Origin of the sequence: Pseudomonas paraeruginosa PA7, assembly GCF_000017205.1 — a bacterium.
Taxonomy (GTDB): domain Bacteria; phylum Pseudomonadota; class Gammaproteobacteria; order Pseudomonadales; family Pseudomonadaceae; genus Pseudomonas; species Pseudomonas paraeruginosa.
Genome location: NC_009656.1, coordinates 3,088,848 through 3,107,602, shown reverse-complemented (window position 1 = coordinate 3,107,602; position 18,755 = coordinate 3,088,848). Strand labels below are relative to the sequence as shown.

Genomic DNA, 18,755 nt, shown 5'->3' with positions numbered 1-18,755 from the left:
GGCGCCGCCCGGCGTTCCTGAAAACGGAACCTCGTTTCCATTTTTACGCCGTTCCGAAGTCCGCACGCATGGACAAGACTGGCGGCGCCACAAGGCCAATCGGACAACGAGGAAAGAACCATGCGCTACATCGGACTCGAGGCACTCCTGACCCCCGAAGAGTGCGTCATGCTGCTGATCGACCACCAACCCTATCAACTGATGAACCTGCACAGCCATGAACCGAGCATGGTCATCAACAACGTCACCGGCCTGGCCAAGACCGCCAGGGCGTTCGGCATTCCGGTGATACTCACCACGGTCGTCGAGGATCGCGGCGGCCACTTGATCGCCCAGTTGCAGGAGGTCTTCCCGGAGCAACGGCCCATCGACAGGACCTTCATCAACACCTGGCAGGATGCGCGCGTGGTGGACGCGGTGCGGAAGACCGGCCGGAAGAAGCTGGTGATGGCCGGCCTGTGGACCGAGATCTGCCTGGCGATGCCGGTCATCCAGGCCCTGGCCGACGGCTATGAGGTCTACTTCGTGACCGACGCTTCCGGCGGGGTGAGCCCGGAGGCCCACGAAATGGCGGTGCGCCGCATGATCCAGGCCGGCGCCACGCCCATCACCTGGATGGCCGTGCAGGGCGAACTGCAGCGGGACTGGGCGCGCGAGGACACGGCCGGCGCCGTCAACGCGGTGAATGCCGAGCATGGTGGCGCCACCGGTGTGGCCTTCGCCTGGGAAACCCAGCTTCTGGACAGCTGAGGCGCCTCGCGCCGGGAGCCCCGAACGCTTCCGGCGCCATGCCCCGCCGCCTCCGGCGAATTCAAAGCTCTCCCAGCAGCTCGCCAAGCTGCCGGTCCCATGCCGGTGGCTGGCCGATCCGCTGCGCGAGGAACTCGACGAACGCATTGATCTTCGGCGAGGCGCGCTGCGCTCGCCGGTACACCACCGAGATCTCGCCGCCCGGAGGCACGCAGCCGGGCAGGACGATTTCCAGTTGCCCAGCCAGCAGGTACGCGCCGGCGAGGAAGGTGGGCATGATGCTCAGGCCGACACCGGCGAGGGTCGCGCCCAGGAGGATGTCCGCGTTGTCGGAGCGCATCTTGCTGCGGATCCGGAAGGACTGCTCCCGGCCCTCCACGCCCAGCCTCCACATGCCATGGTGGGCGCGGCGCATGGAAAGCAGGCCATCGTGTTCGCGCAGCTCCTCCGCGGACGCGGGGCGGCCTTTCCTGTCCAGGTAGCCAGGACTGCCGCAGATGACGTGGCGGTTCGCGGTGATGCGCCGGGCCACCAGCGCGGAGTCTTCCAGGACCCCGACCCGGACCGCGGCGTCGTAGCGCCCCAGGTTGAGGTCGACATGGCGGTCGTCGGCGTCGATGTCCATCTTGAGCTCGGGGTAGATCAGCGAGAATTCGGCGATCAGCGGCGCCAGGTGGGCGACGAACGCCACCGGCACGGCGATCCGCAGCACCCCGTGCAAACCACCATCGAAGGACTGGATGGACTCTTCCATGTCGCGCACGTCGCCGAGCACCTGCACGCAGAAGTCATGATAGTGGCGCCCCAGCTGGGTGACCCGGAACACCCGTCCGCGCTCGATCAGCACCACCCCCAGGTGCCGCTCCAGCTGCTGGATGCGCTGGCTGACCACCGACTTGGCGGTTCCCAGCCGACGCGCGGCCTCGGAGAAGCTGCCCGCTTCCACCACAGTGACGAAACTGGCCATGTCCACGAACTTGTTCATCGCCGCCTCCAGCCTGGCGGGGCCCGGCCCCGGACTCGAATGGAAGCACCGGCCGACCGGTGCGGAAGGCGGTCATGATTGGTCGTCCGGCACCGGCACGGCAAGACCGCGGCGAACGGTTTTCTCGATCATCGGGTTCGATTTCCCAGAACGCCTCGCCCAACCAGGACCCGCCCCGCCGCACGCCGGCTCGTACATTGGCGGGAGCCTCCTTTCCGACAGCACGGCCCGGTGTCGGCGGGCGCCGTAGCGCGTCCGGCACGATGAGCATGCCGTTCGTCCGGGTCGCGTTCGCCGATTCATATGCGTCCCGAAAGAATGTATAAAGCGCCAGCGTTCCGCGATCCCGTCGCCTGCCAAAGGAATCCCCGTCAATGCTTCGGCTCTCGATGCCGGCCCTGCTCCTGGCTCTTGCCGGTTGCGCCACCAAGCCTCCCGCCAACCCCGACAACCTCTGCGAGATCTTCCGCGAGAAACCGAAGTGGCACGAGGCGGCGCTGAAGATGCAGCAGCGCTGGGGCGCGCCGATCCAGGTGCCGATGGCGATGATGTACCAGGAATCGTCCTTCCGGCATGACGCCCTGCCGCCGCGCTACTTCTTCCTCGGCTTCATCCCCTGGGGCCGGGTCAGCTCCGCCTACGGCTACGCCCAGGCCAAGGACGAGACCTGGGCCGACTACAAGCGCGAGGCCGGAGGCTGGGGCGCCAGCCGCGACGACTTCGCCGACGCCCTGGACTTCATGGGCTGGTACATCCAGAAGAGCCAGCGCGTCAACGGTGTGTCCAAGTGGGACGCCTACGGCCAGTACCTGAACTACCACGAAGGTTGGGGCGGCTATCGCAACCGCAGCTACGACGCCAAGCCGTGGCTGAAGAACGTCTCACAGAAGGTCCAGTCGCGCGCCTCGCTGTTCGGCGCCCAGTACCGCAGCTGCCAGCAGGAACTGTCACGCGGCGGCTGGTTCTGGTAGCCCGTCCGCGCGCGATACGGCTTCGCTCCCGCGCCACGGCCAGCGTCCCGCGATGGATGGCGGGGCGAGTTCGTTGACGGCCGGGCGGAGGCAGCTCCAGGCCGGATCGGCGCTTTCGCACTGCCAGCGGCCACAGGAACGCCACCGCGCACTCCCTCTTCACGCGACTCCCTGGGGAACCGGCGCGAAAGTTTGTCGCAGAGCGTAGGTCGACACGCCCTGCCTGCGCGCTTTGGCCAGGCCGTGGCCATAGGTTCGCGACGCTCTCTTTCACTCGCCCGCCGCCCGTCTCCGCCGCCGCCCAGCTTCCCGGGCCAGAGCGCCCGCGCATTGGCGACGCCAGTTTCCCTCGTCTACTGTTTGCATAAAAGTTTGGCGTCATAAATCCGTCAATAAATTGACTAAAAAAACTTACCCAGACTACGGTTATTTTCCAGGCAATGCTAAGATAGCCATCACAAAGCCACTATCGACGAATGAACCTATTCGACGGGAAAATGACTAATCCCTGTGGCAAATGAAAAAAAGTCACTAATTTGACGCTTCATCGCCTTGCTCTTCCCTATCCACTCAATGGACTGCCTGTGATCGGCAGAGCAAACAACATGCATTCGAAGTCGGTAGATAGCCTGTCGCTGACACGGGCTGGATTCATCGAGTACTTCCTGGTAGCGACCAAGCTGGTACACGCGCTCACCGCCATCGCCCCGGCGCTGTTCCTGCTGTACTACCCGGGCCTGGTGCCCGTCGAACTGCGCAGCGACATGCTCGGGCTGCTGCTGTTCTTCGGTGCGCTCACGGTGATCATGTTCCAGGCCCTGGATGTCTATTCCGACGATATCTTCAGCAACCGCCTGCGCTTCCGCATCATGTTCTTCGCCTGGGCCTCGGCGTTCTGCCTGCTGCTGTTCATGTACCAGGGCCTGGGCCTGTTCCCCTACCTGAGCAGCAAGCTGGTGATCTTCTGGTTCACCGGCAGCCTGGTGCTGTTCGGCGTGCAACGCCTGCTGGTGCTGCGCCTGTACCGGACCTGGATGAAACGCGGCATGTACCTGCAGCGCACGGTGATCCTCGGCTTCACCGAGAGCGGCATGCACCTGGCCGAATACCTGATGCGCAACCACGACATCCGCTCGGGCATCATCGGCTTCATCGACGACCGCTCCGAGCGGGTCCCGGAGAACTACAACTCGCTGCCGCTGCTGGGCAACACCAAGGATCTGGAGAAGCTGATCCGCCAGGAACAGGTCGACCAGGTGCTGGTCGCCCTGCCCTGGTTCGCCGAAGGGCGCATCGGCGCCATCGTCCACCGCCTGCGGCAGTTGCCGGTGAACGTCCTGTTGGTGCCGGACATGGCTGCCTTCCGCCATGCCCACAACCGCATCGTCGATGTTTCCGGCATCCCCATGTTCAACGCCTCCGAACTGCCGCTGCGCGGCTGGTCGCCGCTGATCAAGCGTTGCGAGGACCTGGTCCTGGCCAGCCTCGCGCTGCTCCTGTTCGCCCCGTTGATGGCGCTGGTGGCGCTGGCGATCAAGCTCGACTCCAAGGGCCCGGTGCTGTTCCGGCAGAAACGCTACGGCTACAACAACCGGCTGATCTGGGTCTTCAAGTTCCGCTCGATGTACGCGGAAAAGGCCGACGCCAACGCCGAGCGCCAGACCACCCGCGACGACGACCGCATCACCCGGGTCGGCCGCTTCATCCGCAAGACCAGCATCGATGAGCTGCCGCAGCTGTTCAACGTGCTCGCCGGCAGCATGTCGATGGTCGGCCCGCGCCCCCACGCCACGGCGACCAAGGCCGCCGGCATTCCCTTCGAGGAAGCGGTCAGCGAGTACAGCTCGCGCCACCGGGTCAAGCCGGGCATCACCGGCTGGGCGCAGATCAACGGCTACCGGGGTGAGACCGACACCCTGCACAAGATCAAGAAACGCGTGGAATACGACCTCGAATACATCGCCAAGTGGTCGGTGTGGTTCGATCTCTACATCCTGTTCCGTACGGTGCCCGCCGTACTCCTGACCAAGGAAGTCTACTGATGAACGCCGTCGCCCCGCTGATTCCCTGCATCGTTTCCGGCGGTTCCGGGACCCGCCTGTGGCCGGTTTCCCGGGAGAGCATGCCGAAGCCCTTCATGCGCCTGGCCGATGACCAGAGCCTGTTGCAGAAGACCTTCCTGCGTATCGCCGGGCTGCCGGACGTCGCCCGCCTGCTCACGGTGACCAACCGCGACCTGCTGTTCCGCACCCTCGACGACTACCGCGCGGTCAACCGCAGCGGCCTGGCCCAGGACCTGCTGCTGGAGCCGGTGGGACGCAATACCGCGCCGGCCATCGCCGCCGCCGCGCTGCATGTGCAGGAACACTTCGGCGACCAGGCGCAGTTGCTGATCCTTCCCGCCGACCACCTGATCCGCGACGAGCAGGCCTTCGCCGCGGCGGTGGCCAAGGCTCGCGAACTCGCGGCACAGGGCTACCTGGTCACCTTCGGCATCACCCCGGAGCGCGCCGAGACCGGCTTCGGCTATATCGAACAGGGCGCCCCGCTGGGCAACGGCTTCCGGGTCGCGCGCTTCGTCGAGAAGCCCGACCAGGCCACCGCCCAGTCCTACCTGGACAGCGGCAAGTACCTGTGGAACGCCGGCATGTTCTGCTTCCAGGCCGCCAGCGTGCTGGCGGAACTGGAGCGCCACGCGCCGGACGTGCTGGTCGCCGCCCGCGCCGCCCTGGCCGACGGCAGCAGCCTGGAGAACGGTCAGTGCCGCCAGCGCGAGCTGGCCGCCGGGGCCTTCGCCGAGGCGCCGGACATTTCCGTCGACTACGCGCTGATGGAACGCTCGGACAAGGTCGCCGTGGTGCCCTGCTCCATCGGCTGGAGCGACATCGGCTCCTGGCAGGCGCTGCGCGAGCTGAGCCCGGCGGACGAAAACGGCAACCAGGTGCGCGGCGAAAGCGTGCTGCACGACGTCAGCAACTGCTACATCGACTCGCCGAAGCGCCTGGTCGGTGCCGTCGGCGTGCACGACCTGATCATCGTCGACACCCCCGACGCCCTGCTGGTGGCCGACGCGGCGCGCAGCCAGGACGTCAGGTTCGTCGCCCAGGAACTCAAGCGCCGCGGCCACGACGCGTTCCGCCTGCACCGCACGGTCAGCCGGCCCTGGGGCACCTACACCGTGCTCGAGGAAGGCCGCCGCTTCAAGATCAAGCGCATCGTGGTGCGGCCCAAGGCCTCGCTGTCGTTGCAGATGCACCACCATCGCAGCGAGCACTGGATCGTGGTCAGCGGCATGGCGCTGGTGGAGAACGGCGAGCGCGAATTCCTCCTCAATACCAACGAGTCCACCTTCATTCCCGCCGGCCACAGCCACCGTCTGAGCAACCCGGGGATCATCGATCTGGTGATGATCGAGGTGCAGAGCGGCGAGTACCTCGGCGAGGACGACATCGTCCGCTTCAACGACATCTACGGTCGCGCCCCCGCCAGCGACGAGAAGAAAGCCTGATGCGCTGCGCCCTGGTCATTCCCACGCGCAACGCCGGCGCGCACCTGGACCGACTGCTGCCGGCGCTGGCCGCGCAACGGCGGCAACCGGACAGCATCCTGGTGGTGGACAGCCGCTCCAGCGACGACACGGTGGAGCGCTTCCGCGCCTTCGGCGCGCGGGTCGAGGTCATCGAGCCGGCCAGCTTCAACCACGGCGGGACGCGGCGCTGGGCCAGCCAGCAGGTCGAGGCCGACGCGCTGATCTACCTGACCCAGGACGCCATTCCCGCCTCGCCCGACAGTTTCGCCAACCTGCTCGACGAGCTCTACGCCGAGGCCGACATCGGCGTGGCCTACGGCCGCCAACTGCCGCACCCCGGTGCCGGCCTGCTCGGCGCCCAGGCACGGCGCTTCAACTATCCGCCGCAGGGGCGCAGCAAGCGCCTGGCCGACGCCGCCGAACTGGGAATCAAGACCTGCTTCAGCTCCGACTCGTTCTCCGCCTACCGCGGCGACGCCCTGGCGGCCGTCGGCGGCTTCCCCGAGGACGTCATCGGCAGCGAGGACGCCTATGTCGCCGCGCGCCTGCTGCAGGCCGGCTACGCGGTGCGCTACGCGGCCAGCGCCGAGGTCTACCATTCCCACGATTACCGCTTGCTGGAAGAGTTCCGCCGCTACTTCGACATCGGCGTGTTCTACGGCCGCGAGCGCTGGATACGTGCCGCCTTCGGCGGCGCGGGTGGCGAGGGCAAGCGCTATGTCCTCGCCGAGATACAGGCCTTGCGTGCCGCCGGCGCCCTGTATCGCGTACCTGAAATAGCGCTGCGTAGCGCGTTCAAGCTGCTCGGCTACCGCCTGGGCCAGCTGGAACGCCACCTGCCGGTCGCCCTCAAGCGCCGCATCAGCATGTTTCCAGGCTACTGGAAGTGAACATCATGACCTACAGGAAGTGCCCCCTCATGAAACGCACCCTCCTCATGCTCGCCATGCTCGCCCTGGCCGCATGCAACACACCCGCACGGATACCCGCACCGGACAGCGACACCGTGGACAGCGGCAAGCGCGCCCTGGAGGAGCTCGCCAGGCTGCCTCCGGCGATGGAACGGGTGCGCGTCGGGGACACCCTGCGGATCGTCCGCGACGCCGGTGAGATGCCGACCCTCTCGGCGTTCAATGTCGCCACCATCTACGAGCTGACGCTCTACACCGTGCTCAACGACGGCAGCATCTACTACCCGTTCATCGGCCGCATCCAGGCCGCGCATCGCACCCCGCAGGAGATCGCCAACGAGCTGACCACCAAGCTCGCGCCGATCTACCGCGAACCGCGGGTCACGGTGAACATCAACCAGGCGCCGGGCAACACCGTGTTCGTCGGCGGCGCGGTGCGCAACCCGTCGGCGGTGCCGATCCCGGCGGCCAACAACATGGAGCAGGCGATCCTCGGCGCCGGCGGCATCCTGCCGGTGGGCGACGCCCGCCGCGTGGCGCTCATGCGCGAGGATTCCGAAGGCCGCTACCACGCCTACTTCCTCGACTTCAGCCAGTTGATGAAGATCGGCCCGGAAGGCCGCAAGCCCCTGGCCATGCAGCGTGGCGACATCGTCTTCGTGCCCAAGTCGATGGTCGGCGATCGCATCGAGGGCGTCGACGTCTACCTCAACCAGTTGCTGCCCTTCGCCAAGTCCATCGGCGTCGGCGTCAGCTACACCGTCAACAACGATCGCTGAGGAGCGCCATCGCCATGATAGAAATCCGTTCCTTGCGTGACCTGTTGCGCCTGCTGTTCATCTACCAGCGCGAATTCAAGCTGGCCGCCCTGAGCGCGCTGGTGATCATCGTCCTCGGCGCCTTCCTGCTGCCGGCCAAGTACGAGTCCAACGCGCGCCTGCTGGTCAAGCCGGGCCGCGACTCGACCCTGCCGATCGAGATCAGCAACCGCCAGGCGCTGGTCATGCCCAGCACCCAGCGCGACCCGATCGTCGACGAAGAGCGCCTGCTCACCGGCCGGCCGATCGTCCGCCAGGTGGCCGAGCGCTACCTCGAGGTGCTGGCCAACCGGCCGCCGCCGGAGGGCCTGTGGAAGCGCACCAAGTTCTATGTGAAGAAAGCCGTCGGCGCGGTGTTCGACGGGATACGCGTGACCCTGGAAACCTTCGGCGTGATCGAGGAAACCACCGCGGTCGAGCGATTGGCCAAGGACCTGGAGAAGAAATTCGAGGTCACCCACGCGGCCGGCTCGACGGTGATGGAGATCAGCTTCACCTGGAGCGAGCCGGAAGTCGCCCAGGAAGTGGTCAAGGCCTGGATCGAGATCTACATGGAGGAGCGCACCCAGGCGCTCGGCCGCAAGAGCCTGTACGCCTTCTACGAGGCACAGACCGCCGACAGCGCGGCGCAGATCAAGAGCTACAAGGCGCAGATTCTCAAGCATCTCAATGAGATCGGCGCCTCCAGCATCGAGGACCGCCTGCAGGATCTCTCCGAACGGATCAACGTGCTGCGCGGCGAGCGCTTCAACTCGATCCGCCTGATCGCCTCCTCCGACAGCGCCCTGGAGTCCACCCGCCAGCAGCTGAAGGGGTTGCCGCGGGAAATCGTCACGGTGCGGCAGATCGCCCTGAACCCGGCGCAGCAGGACCTGCGCCGGCTGCTCAACCAGAAGCGCCTGGAACGCGCCGACATGATGCGCACCTACACCGACGACGCGCCGCCGGTGAAAGCCCTGGATGCGTCGATCCGCGCCCTGGAGAAAGAGGTCCGGGACGAAGGCGCCACCGTGCAGAGTTCCGAGGACCGCGCGCCGAACACCCTGACCACCCACCTGGAGCGCGTGCTGCTCGACGAGACCAGCAACAACGCGGCGCTGCGCACCCAGCTCGCCGAGCAGGAAAAGCAGCTCGCCGAACTCGAGGCGCAACGGCGCGAGGCGCTGGATATCGAGCCGACCCTGGCGCGCCTGCAGCGCGAGTTGAACGCCACCGAGCGCAACTACGCGCTGTACGTCGACAGCCTGGAGAAATCGCGGATCGACCGCGAGCTGGACAAGAGCCAGATCAGCAACATCTCGGTGATCGAGGAAGCCACCTACAACCCCGGGCGGATCTTCCCGAAGACCCTGCTGATGCTGTTCCTCGCCGTGCCCTTCGGTCTCGCCGTCGGCCTGCTGGTGGTATACCTCTGCTACCTGCTCGACCAGCGCATCCACGATGGCGGCCTGGTCGAGGAGAAGTTCGGCCTGCCGCTGTGGACCACCCTGCCGGAGCTGAGCGACAGCACCGCGGAGAGCAGCAACGCCTTCACCGCCAGTATCTACCGGCTGTACGGGCTGCTGCCCTACGCGCGCATCGAGGAAAAGGGCCTGACCCTCGGCCTGACCTCGGCGCGCCACGGCGAAGGCGTGACCTTCATCATCGAGCAGCTGCGCCGCCTGCTGGAAGAGAACGGCGTGCGCGTGCGGGTCGGCGGCGAGCCGGCCCAGCCGGGCGAAGTGGTGTTGCTCGACGCGCCGGCCCTGCTGGACAGCCGCGAGGCCTTCATCGCCCTGCGCCGCGCCGACCTGATCGCCCTGGTGGTGGAGGCGCAGAAGAGCACCGTGCCGGTGGTCGAGCATGCGCTGACCATCCTCACCACGGCGTTCGGCAAGGTCGACGGGATCATCATCAACCGGCGCCGCTTCGAGGTGCCGAGCAAGGTCCTGCAGACCATCGCCCGCTACCGGAGCGCGTTCTGATGCGCATCGCCCTCCTCGCGCCCCTGCCGCCGGAAAAGAATGGCATCGCCGACTACGCCAGTCATTTCCGCAACGCCCTGCAGGGTCTCGGCATCGAAGTAGCCACGCCGCTCGCCGGCGTGGCGGCCGGCAGCGCGAACATCGTCAGCCGGCTGGACAGCGTCGACTGGAACGTCTTCGACCTGGTCCATGCCGAACTCGGCGGCGGCCGCCTCGGCGAGTTCATCGCCCTGCGCGAGCTGCGCAAGCGCTTCCCGCGCCTGCCACTGAGCGCCACCGTGCACGATCCGGAGCGCATGGTCTGGCGCCGCGAGCGCCTGCCCTGGCCGCTGAACCTGCTGGAACACCTGCCCTCTCCGTTGCCCCAGGCCGCCGTGGTGCTCGCCGACCCGCTGACCCTGCGCGAAGAGCGCGCCGTGGCCCAGGGCCTGACGCGCCTGGTGACCCTCACCGGCCTGGGCGGCGAGTGCCTGGCCCGGCGGATGCGCCTGCCGCCTGGGCGGGTCGAGGTGATCAACCATGGCAACCTGGAGATCGCCCCGGTGCCGCTGCCGTCGCTGGAGACCCTGCGCCTGCTGTACTTCGGCTTCATCTATCGCGGCAAGGGCATCGAGGACCTCCTCGAAGCCCTTGCCGACCTGTTCGCCAGCGCCCCGGAGACACGCCAGCGCGTGCGCCTGACCCTCGCCGGCGGCACCGCCGCGGAGATGGCCTTCGGCGCCGGCGGCAACTACCTCGACCAGTTGAAGGGGCAGATCGCCGAACTCGGCCTGGCCGAAGCCATCGACTGGAACCTGAACCTGGCCGCCGCGGATATCCCGCGCACCATCCAGGCCCACCATGTGATGGTGCTGCCGTACCGCGAGTCGAAGAAGCTCGGCCTGCTCGGCCAGCAGCGCGGTACCAGCGGCGCCCTGTCCTGGGCGGCGGCCTGCGGGCGCGGGGCGATCACCTCGGACGCCCGCGCGTTCGCCGAGGAAGTCGCCAGCGGCAACGGCGCCATCTACCCTCAGGGTGACGTGGCAGCCCTCTCCGAACAGTTGTTGAACCTCGCGCGCGAACCCCGCCTGGCCCAGGCCTGGGCCGAGCGCGCCGGAGCGATCGGCCATGCGCGGACCTGGGCGCGCACCGCGCTGCGCTTCCAGGCACTGTTCAACGACATGGTGGGAACCGTTCATGGCACGTAAGGGAATCTATCTGGGCGGCAGCGCGCTGCTGCTCGCCGTGGTACTGCTGCTGGTGTTCTGGGGGCGTCCCGCGGACGCCGAGATCCAGGTGCTGAAGGCACCTCGCGAAGTGGTCTGGAAGGACTTCCTCGGGGTCAACGCGCAATTCCTCTGGTTCAGTCCGGAGCGCTACAACAAGCAGATCGACCGCCTGCAGGAGCTGGGGCTGGAATGGGTGCGCCTGGACCTGCACTGGGACCGCCTGGAAACCGCCGAGGACCAGTACCAGTTGGCCTCCCTCGACCAGTTGGTCAAGGATCTCGAGGCGCGCCAGCTGAAGTCGGTGTTCTACCTGGTCGGCTCGGCCCGCTTCATCACCACAGCGCCGTTCTACTCGCCGTTCCAGGACCAGTATCCGCCGCGCGACCCGGAAGTCTTCGCCCGGCGCATGGCCATGCTCTCGCAGCGCTACCCCAGCGTGGCCGCCTGGCAGGTGTGGAACGAACCCAACCTGATCGGCTTCTGGCGGCCCAAGGCCGATCCGGAAGGCTACGCCAGGCTGCTCCAGGCGAGCACCATCGCCCTGCGCCTGGTCGACCCGGACAAGCCGGTGGTGTCCGCCGGGATGGCCTTCTTCAGCGAGATGCCGGACGGCCGCACCATGCTCGACGCCCTCGGTCACCTGGGCGTGGAAAGCCTCGGCACCATCGCCAGCTACCACCCCTACACCCAGTTGCCGGAAGGCAACCATCCCTGGAACCTGGACTTCGTCTCCCACGCCAACCAGCTCAACCGCGCCCTGCGCAACGCCGGCGTACCGGCGATCTGGAGCACCGAATGGGGCTGGTCGGCCTACAAGGGACCGAAGGAGGCCCAGGACATCATCGGTGTCGAAGGGCAGGCCGACTACGTGCTGCGCCGCCTGGCGCTGATGAGCGCGCTGGACTACGACCGGATCTTCCTGTTCACCCTGAGCGACCTGGACCAGCGCGCCAGCGTGCGCGACCGCGACTATGGCCTGCTCGACCTGGACGCCAATCCCAAGCCGGTCTACCTGGCCCTGCAACGCTTCCTCGAGGTCACCGGACCGAAACTGCGCCCGGCCGATCCGCCGCTCACCGAGGACCTGCCCGACGGCTCCTTCAGCATCGGCTGGACCCGCGAGGACGGCCACCACGTCTGGCTGTTCTGGTCGGCCCGCGGCGGCAACGTGCGCCTCCCGGACCTCAGGCAGGCCACCCTGCACGACCCGCTCAGCGGCAAGGTCACACCCCTGAGCGGCAACGACGGCCTGGATGTCCCGGTGAAGTCCAGCCTGCAGATGCTGGTCTGGGAGTGAAACCACGCATGCGTATTCTCTGGATCCTGCCCTACTCGCCCTGGCCCACCACCAGCGGCGGCAAGACCCGCCAGTACCATCTGTTGCGCAGCCTGGCGGCGCGCGGCCACCGCATCACCGTGCTGCTGCACAGCAAGCAGCCGGTCAGCGCCGAGGACCGCCGGGCCCTTGAGCCCTTCCTCGAACGCCTGGTCGTGCTGCCGCGCCGACCGCTGCGCAGTCTCTCCACACTGCTCGCCGCGCTGTTCGCGCCCTACCCGCTGCTGGCCAGCGTCAACGGCCTGTCGGCGGCGCTGCAACGCACCGCCACGGAGTTGCTGCGTGAGCCCTGGGACGTGGTCCAGGTCGAGCACAGCTACAGCTTCCAGCCCTACGAACGACCGCTGCGCGATGCCGGCCAGCCGTTCGTGCTCACCGAGCACAACGTCGAGTCGTCCCTCGGCGCCGCCACCTACGACCGCCTGCCGGGCTGGGCGCTGCCCTTCGCGCGTTACGACCAGTGGCGCTACCGCCGCTGGGAACGCCGGGTGATGAGCCAGGCGGCGGCGGTCGTCGCCGTGACCGAGAAGGATGCGCGGCAGCTCGGCGCGCTGCTCGGGCGCCCGGTGCCGGTGGTGGTCAACGGGGTCGACTGCGAGCACTTCGCCGCCGCCCGGCCGACGCCCGAAGCGCAGCGCGTGCTGTTCCTCGGCAACTACGAATACGCACCGAACGTCGATGCCGTGGAATGGCTGCTCGACGAGATCCTGCCGCGGGTCTGGGCGCGCTGCCCCGAGGCGCGCATGAGCGTCTGCGGCTATGCGCTGCCGGCGGGCTGGGCGCAACGCTGGAGCGATCCGCGCATCGAATGGCAGGGCTTCGTTCCCGACCTGCTGCAACTGCAATCGAGCAGTTCGGTGTTCCTCGCCGCGCTGCGCCACGGCGGCGGCTCGAAGCTGAAGGTACTGGAGGCCCTGGCCGCCGGGCTGCCGCTGGCGAGTACCGCGCAGGGCGTTTCCGGCCTGGAACTGCGGGACGGCGAGGACTACCTCGGCGGCGAATCCGCCGAGCAGCTCGCCGACGCCGTGGTGCGCCTGTTGCAGGACCCGGGGCAGGCCCGCGCGCTGGGCGAGAACGGCCGCGCCTACGTACGCCGCGCGCACGACTGGAGCGTCGCCGCCAGCCAACTGGAACAGGTCTACGCCGGCCTCGCCGAAGGAGCGCCGGCATGCGCATAGGACTCGACTACCGCACCGTCGGCACCTCGCCGCACTCGGGCATCAGCCGCCAGGTCCATGCCATGGAGCAGGCCCTGGAAAGCCTGCCCGGCACGCAGGTGACCCGCTTCACCGTGGCGCCTCTCGACGACCCGCTGCGCCAGCAGGCGGTCTGCCCGCCGTGGGGCTGCCCGCGCACCGCGATGCACCAGCCGCACCAGCGCCTGCGCTTCGAAGCCGGTTTCCTGCCGCGCGCCCTGCGCGAGCAGGGCATCGAGCTGTACATCAGCACCTTCAACATGGGCCTGCCGCTACCGCCGCGTCCGCCGGGCGTGCGCTACGCGCTGCTGATCCACGACCTGTTCCAGGTCACCCTGAAGAACTACCACGCCAACCGCCTGAAGGCGCTGGTCTACCGGGTCAGCGACTACCTGTCGATCGCCTACGCGCTGCGCGTCGCCGACCGCGTGTGGACGCCTTCGCAGTACAGCGCCGACGAGGCCGTGCGGCTGTTTCCCGGGGTCGCCGGGAAGGTCCGGGTGCTGCCCAACCAGGTCGATGGCTTCGCCGGCGAGCCCGCCGACCTCTCGGCACGCGGCCTGCCGCCGCGCTACTGGCTGCTGGTGGGTACCCGCGAGTTGCGCAAGAACGTGCCCTGGTTCGTCCGCGCCTGGGCCCGGGCGCGCGCCCAGGCGCCCGGCGTGCCGCCGCTGGTACTGGTCGGCAGCCTCGACCACCTGCCCGAGGAGCAACGCGACCTGCCCGGCCTGCACGCGCTCGGCGGGCTCGACGACGCCGAGCTGCATGCGCTGTACCGCCAGGCCGAGCGGCTCTGGCAACCGTCCTACGCCGAAGGCTTCGGCCTGCCGGTGGTCGAGGCGCTGAGCGTCGGCACGCCGGTGGCGGTGGCCAGCGGCACCTCGCTGGACGAAATCACCCCGCCGTCGGCGCCGCGCTTCTCGCCCACCGACGGCGCCGCCCTGGAACGCCTGATGCTGCGCCTGGCCGATGCGCCGCGCGAAGCCTCGGCGGAAGAGCTCATCGCCTGGGCCGCGCGCTTCAACCGCGAAGCCTACCGGCAACGCCTGGCCGCACTGATCGAGGAACTGAGTTGAGAATGTCGTTGGGAAACCTCGTCGCTGTCGTCTTCGGCCTGGCGTTCGGCGGAGCGCTGCTGTTGCTCAGCCCGGCCAAGGCCGGCGCCGCCATGGTCGGCCTGGCGGCCGCGGTCACCATCCTGCGCTTCCCGTTCTGGGGGCTGCTGCTGTTCGCCCTGGTGGCCACCTTCATGCCCTACTCCACGGTCAACGTGGGGATCCGTTCGACGGTCAGCGAAGCGATCCTCGCCCTGACCTGGGGCGCGGTGCTCTGGCACATCTTCCTCTCGCGCCTGCCGCCGGCGCCGGCGCTGCGCTACCGCTCCACCGAGCGCATGCTGCTGTGGCTGATGCTGTTCACCGCGCTGCCGTTCGTGGTCGGCCAGGTCAGCATCAAGGCCGAGGCCAGCGGCCTGTCGAACTGGCTGCGCTGGCTGCTCAACCTGTCCATCGTGTTCCTCGCCGGACGCCTGCTGGTGGAGCGCAAGAACCGCGAGACACTGGTCATCGCCCTGTTGCTGGGCACCCTGGCGATGCTGCTGATGTCCATCGCGGTGTTCATCCGCTACCGCTCGGCGTCGGGGATGGCGCCGATCCTGGCGCTGTTCAACTACGCCAACCTGGACACCCTCAAGTTCGGCCTGGAGGCGCTTTCCTCGCGGATGGGCTCGCCCTGGATGCACCCCAACGCCACCGGCGGGATCATGGCCCTGCTGCTGCCCCTGGCGTTCTGCTACGGGGTCGCCAACCAGGGCTGGCGGCGCGGCCTGGGCCTCGCCGTGGCGCTCCTCGGCGCCGCCGCGATCCTCCTCGCCAGTTCCCGCGGGGCGATGCTCAGCCTGGCGGTGGTGCTGTTCTGGATGTCCCTGCGCAAGGTGCCCTACACCGGCCGCCTGCTGTTGCTCGGGGTCGGCCTGGTGGTGGTCCTGGTGCTCAGCTACCCGCCGCTGCAGGAGCGCCTGGCGACCATCTTCTCGCCGCAGAACGCCAGTACCGAGGTGCGCTTCGACGAATACCGGATGTTCCCCAAGGCCGTCGCCCGCTATCCGCTGGGCATCGGCTTCAAGGTCGACCCGCCGGTGCCGGGCACCGACCTGCTGGGCATCTCCAACCTGTGGCTGAACTTCATGTACAAGGTCGGCCTGGGCGGCATGCTGCTGTTCATCGCGGTGACCTGGCGCTGGTGGCGCGAGGCGCGTCCGGAGAAAGGCCCGATCCGCCTGACCCGCGACAACGCGATCTGGCTGGGCAGCACCGGCGGCATCCTGGCGGCGCTGGTCAGCGGCCTGTTCGACCACTACTTCAGCTTCGCCGTGGTGATGATCGGCCTGTTCTGGCTGCTGGTCGGGATCAACCTGCTGGAAGCCCGCCGGCTGTTCCCGGAGCGCCAGCCGCAAGTGCGGGCGGTGGGTTATCGCAAGCTCAAGCGGCAGCTCGAGCGCGGGGCCGAGGCCTGAGATGCTCGGCTCCGCCTTCTGGCTGACCCTGGCCACCCTGCTCGGCCTGTGCCTGGGCTTCGCCCGCGAATGGCTGCTGGTCGCCTCCTGGGGCGCTGGCGAGCGCAGCGACGCCTTCCTCATCGCCCTGTTCCTGCCCGAGGCCCTGCGCATGTCGCTGGCCGGTGGCGTGCTCAGCGCGGCGGCGCTGCCGCTGTTCCTCGAACGCCAGGGCGCACGCCGTCTCGACTGGCTGGCGGCGATCCAGCCGGCGCTGCTGGGGATCGCCGTGCTGCTCAGCCTCCTGCTGCTGGCCGGCGCGCCCTGGCTGGTGCGCTTCCTCGGCCCCGGCCTGGCCGAGAGCGCCAGCGCCCAGGCCGCGGCCAACCTGAGGATCCTCGCCTGGTGCGTGCCGGGCCTGATGCTCCACGCGCTGTTCAGCATCCCCCTGCAGGCCGCCGAGCGCTTCGTCCTCGCCGGACTCGGCTCGCTGCTGTTCAACCTGCCGCCGGTGCTCTACCTGGCCCTGCACGGCCAGGCCAGCCAGCCCGGGCAACTGGCCCTGGCCTGTCTGATCGGCAGCCTGCTGATGCCGCTGGTGCTGTTGCCCTCGCTGTGGTCCGAGGGCTGGCGCCCCTGGCACTGGCGCCTGTCGGGCGTCGAGCTGGGCCAGCTCGGCGGACGGATCGGCCCGCTGCTGCTGAGCAACGCCGCCAGCCAGGGCCTGGCGCTGGTCGAGCGGCTGGTGGCCTCGCTGCTCGGCGAAGGCGCGGTGACCTGGGTCAACCTGGCGCGCAAGCTGATGAACCTGCCGCTGATCGCCCTGATGAGCCTCAACCAGGTGCTGCTCGGCATGATGAGTCGACGCCAGGGTGGCGAGCGCCTGGCCCTGCTTCGCCGCGGCCTGGAGACCGCCAGCCTGCTGACCTTGCCGGCCGGGGTCGGGCTGGTGGCCGCCGCGCCCAGCCTGGTCGCCCTGTTGCTGCCGCAGCAGACCGCCGGCTCGCCGTTGCCGGCGCTGCTGGCCTGGTTCGCCGTGCCCCTGGTGTTCGGCGCCTGGAACGCCCTGCTGGCGCGCTATGCCTATGCCGCCGGCGACACCCGCCTGCCGCTGCGCTGCGAGCTGCTCGGCAGCGCACTGAACGCCGCGCTGCTGGGCGGCCTGCCCTTCGTTTTCGGGCTGCCGGGGATTCCCCTGGCGGCCCTCGGCGGGGTGCTCTGCACCGCGCTGCTGCTGATGCGCCGCCAGGCCCTGCTCGACGCCCTGCCCTGGGCCCGGCTCTGGCTGCTGAACGCAGTCGCCATGGCGCTCGCCGCCGGCCTGCTGTTCCGCATCGACGGGACCTGGCTGCAACTGGGCCTGGGCACCCTCGCCGGTTGCCTGGCGCTGGCCGGCATGGCGCTCTGGCTGCGGCCCTGGCGCACGAGTTGACCCATGGCTCCGGGTAGCGAGCCTGGCCCTGGGGGCCTTCGAACAACCACACCGAGTTAGCGCGTCAAGCGGGAGTTGCAAAGTGAAAAAACGCTGGATTCAGATGGATGTGACCCGCGGCGTGGGCATCCTGATCATCGTCTTCGGCCACAGCTGGTTCGTCGCCAGCTCGCCGAACGTGCTCTATCCGTTGCTGTCGCCGTTCATCCTGCCGCTGTTCTTCTTCATCTCCGGGGTGTTCTTCAGGACCGAGCAGCCCTTCGGCGAAATGGCCCTGCGCAAGGCCGACGCCCTGCTCAAGCCGTTCTTCGTGACCATGCTCGGCTACGTCATCCTCCGCGACCTGCTGCGCGGCCAGCCGCTGCTGCCGGACATCGGCGGGGTCCTCTACGCCTCGGTCGACACCCTGCCCTGGCAGGCGCTCTGGTACCTGCCGCACTTCTGGGTGGCGACCCTGTTCGCCTGGCTCATGCTGCGCGTCATCCAGCGCCTCGGCCTGTCCCTCGGCGCCGCCTGCGTGCTGGTGGGCATGCAACTGGGCCTGGGCATCCTGTTCCTGAAGACGTTCTGGCAGATCCCGGTGGAGTTCGGCGGCGAGCAGTACCTGCTGCCGGGCCTGCCGTTCAGCCTGGACATCACCCTGATCAGCAGCGCCCATTTCATGTTCGGCTACCTCCTGCGCGACGTCCTGCGCCGCCACCAGAGCTCGCTGCTGACCCTGTGCATCGCCCTCGCCGTGACCATCGGCAGCTTCCTCTACTACCCGACCGTGGTGGACATGGCGCAGCGCCGCTACGACCATTGGTTCTGGGCCACCGTACAGGCGGCGAGCGGGGTCTATGTGTGCTGGGCGCTGTCCGGGCTGATGATGAAGCTCGACTGGCTGGGCAAGGCCATGACCTACATCGGCCAGTCGACCCTGATCCTGCTGATCTTCCATGGCGAGATCCAGCACAAGTCCTTCGCCCTGCTGGTGCGCCTGGGCCTGGCGGAGCCGGCCGCCGCCTGCGTCGCCCTGGTGGTCTCGGTGATCGCCTCGCTGCTGATCGGCGAGCTGATCAAGCGCGTCGCGCTGCTGCGCGCCCTGTACTTCCCCTTCCCGGTGCGCAAGAAAGCCCTGGCGCCGCAGGGCGGCGGCGAAGCCCGCTGATGCCCGCCCGG

At 68.3% G+C, this 18,755-nt stretch carries 15 protein-coding genes; 14 read left to right on the top strand and 1 reads right to left on the bottom strand.

Annotated elements, in window-relative coordinates; genetic code table 11:
* Window positions 1-129: 129 nt before the first annotated feature.
* A complete protein-coding gene (locus PSPA7_RS14345; RefSeq protein ID WP_374119556.1) occupies window positions 130-750 on the top strand; it encodes a hydrolase in 621 nt (206 codons plus the stop codon).
* Between the two features lie 61 nt (window positions 751-811).
* Here PSPA7_RS14345 and PSPA7_RS14340 read toward each other — a convergent pair whose 3' ends face one another.
* Entirely contained in the window at window positions 812-1,735 is a 924-nt protein-coding gene (locus PSPA7_RS14340) for a LysR family transcriptional regulator (protein ID WP_012075784.1), read from the bottom strand.
* A 374-nt stretch (window positions 1,736-2,109) separates the two neighbouring features.
* On the opposite strand from PSPA7_RS14340, the gene PSPA7_RS14335 reads away from it, so the two are divergent.
* The 13 genes from PSPA7_RS14335 to PSPA7_RS14275 all read left to right on the top strand — a co-directional run bounded on the left by PSPA7_RS14335 (window position 2,110) and on the right by PSPA7_RS14275 (window position 18,744).
* Entirely contained in the window at window positions 2,110-2,706 is a 597-nt protein-coding gene (locus PSPA7_RS14335) for a transglycosylase SLT domain-containing protein (protein ID WP_012075783.1), read from the top strand.
* 605 nt (window positions 2,707-3,311) lie between these two features.
* Window positions 3,312-4,748, top strand: a complete 1,437-nt coding sequence (locus PSPA7_RS14330; RefSeq protein ID WP_012075781.1) for an undecaprenyl-phosphate glucose phosphotransferase — start codon at window positions 3,312-3,314, stop codon at window positions 4,746-4,748.
* Complete coding sequence (locus tag PSPA7_RS14325; RefSeq protein ID WP_012075780.1) at window positions 4,748-6,214, top strand: mannose-1-phosphate guanylyltransferase/mannose-6-phosphate isomerase; 1,467 nt, start codon at window positions 4,748-4,750, stop codon at window positions 6,212-6,214. Before PSPA7_RS14330 ends, PSPA7_RS14325 begins: the two co-directional genes overlap by 1 nt.
* A complete protein-coding gene (locus PSPA7_RS14320; protein ID WP_012075779.1) occupies window positions 6,214-7,125 on the top strand; it encodes a glycosyltransferase family 2 protein in 912 nt (303 codons plus the stop codon). The genes PSPA7_RS14325 and PSPA7_RS14320 overlap by 1 nt, the downstream gene beginning before the upstream one ends.
* A gap of 29 nt (window positions 7,126-7,154) precedes the next feature.
* Window positions 7,155-7,925 (top strand): polysaccharide biosynthesis/export family protein, encoded by a 771-nt coding sequence (locus PSPA7_RS14315; protein ID WP_003089227.1) that lies wholly within the window; start codon window positions 7,155-7,157, stop codon window positions 7,923-7,925.
* Between the two features lie 14 nt (window positions 7,926-7,939).
* Entirely contained in the window at window positions 7,940-9,928 is a 1,989-nt protein-coding gene (locus PSPA7_RS14310; RefSeq protein WP_012075778.1) for a GumC family protein, read from the top strand.
* A complete protein-coding gene (locus tag PSPA7_RS14305) occupies window positions 9,928-11,115 on the top strand; it encodes a glycosyltransferase family 4 protein (RefSeq protein WP_012075777.1) in 1,188 nt (395 codons plus the stop codon). The genes PSPA7_RS14310 and PSPA7_RS14305 overlap by 1 nt, the downstream gene beginning before the upstream one ends.
* On the top strand, window positions 11,105-12,433 hold the full coding sequence (locus tag PSPA7_RS14300; RefSeq protein ID WP_012075776.1) for a glycoside hydrolase 5 family protein: 1,329 nt from the start codon (window positions 11,105-11,107) through the stop codon (window positions 12,431-12,433). Before PSPA7_RS14305 ends, PSPA7_RS14300 begins: the two co-directional genes overlap by 11 nt.
* 8 nt (window positions 12,434-12,441) lie before the next feature.
* Window positions 12,442-13,650 carry a glycosyltransferase family 4 protein gene (locus PSPA7_RS14295; protein WP_012075775.1) on the top strand — a complete coding sequence of 403 codons (1,209 nt, stop codon included), beginning with the start codon at window positions 12,442-12,444 and terminating at the stop codon, window positions 13,648-13,650.
* Window positions 13,641-14,744 (top strand): glycosyltransferase family 4 protein, encoded by a 1,104-nt coding sequence (locus PSPA7_RS14290; protein ID WP_012075774.1) that lies wholly within the window; start codon window positions 13,641-13,643, stop codon window positions 14,742-14,744. The genes PSPA7_RS14295 and PSPA7_RS14290 overlap by 10 nt, the downstream gene beginning before the upstream one ends.
* Before the next feature lie 2 nt (window positions 14,745-14,746).
* On the top strand, window positions 14,747-16,183 hold the full coding sequence (locus PSPA7_RS14285; protein ID WP_012075773.1) for an O-antigen ligase family protein: 1,437 nt from the start codon (window positions 14,747-14,749) through the stop codon (window positions 16,181-16,183).
* 1 nt (window position 16,184) lies between these two features.
* Window positions 16,185-17,594, top strand: a complete 1,410-nt coding sequence (gene murJ / locus PSPA7_RS14280) for a murein biosynthesis integral membrane protein MurJ (RefSeq protein ID WP_012075772.1) — start codon at window positions 16,185-16,187, stop codon at window positions 17,592-17,594.
* Between the two features lie 82 nt (window positions 17,595-17,676).
* Window positions 17,677-18,744: an acyltransferase family protein gene (locus PSPA7_RS14275; RefSeq protein WP_012075771.1), complete on the top strand. Its 1,068-nt coding sequence runs from the start codon at window positions 17,677-17,679 to the stop codon at window positions 18,742-18,744.
* The last annotated feature ends 11 nt before the right edge of the window (window positions 18,745-18,755 follow it).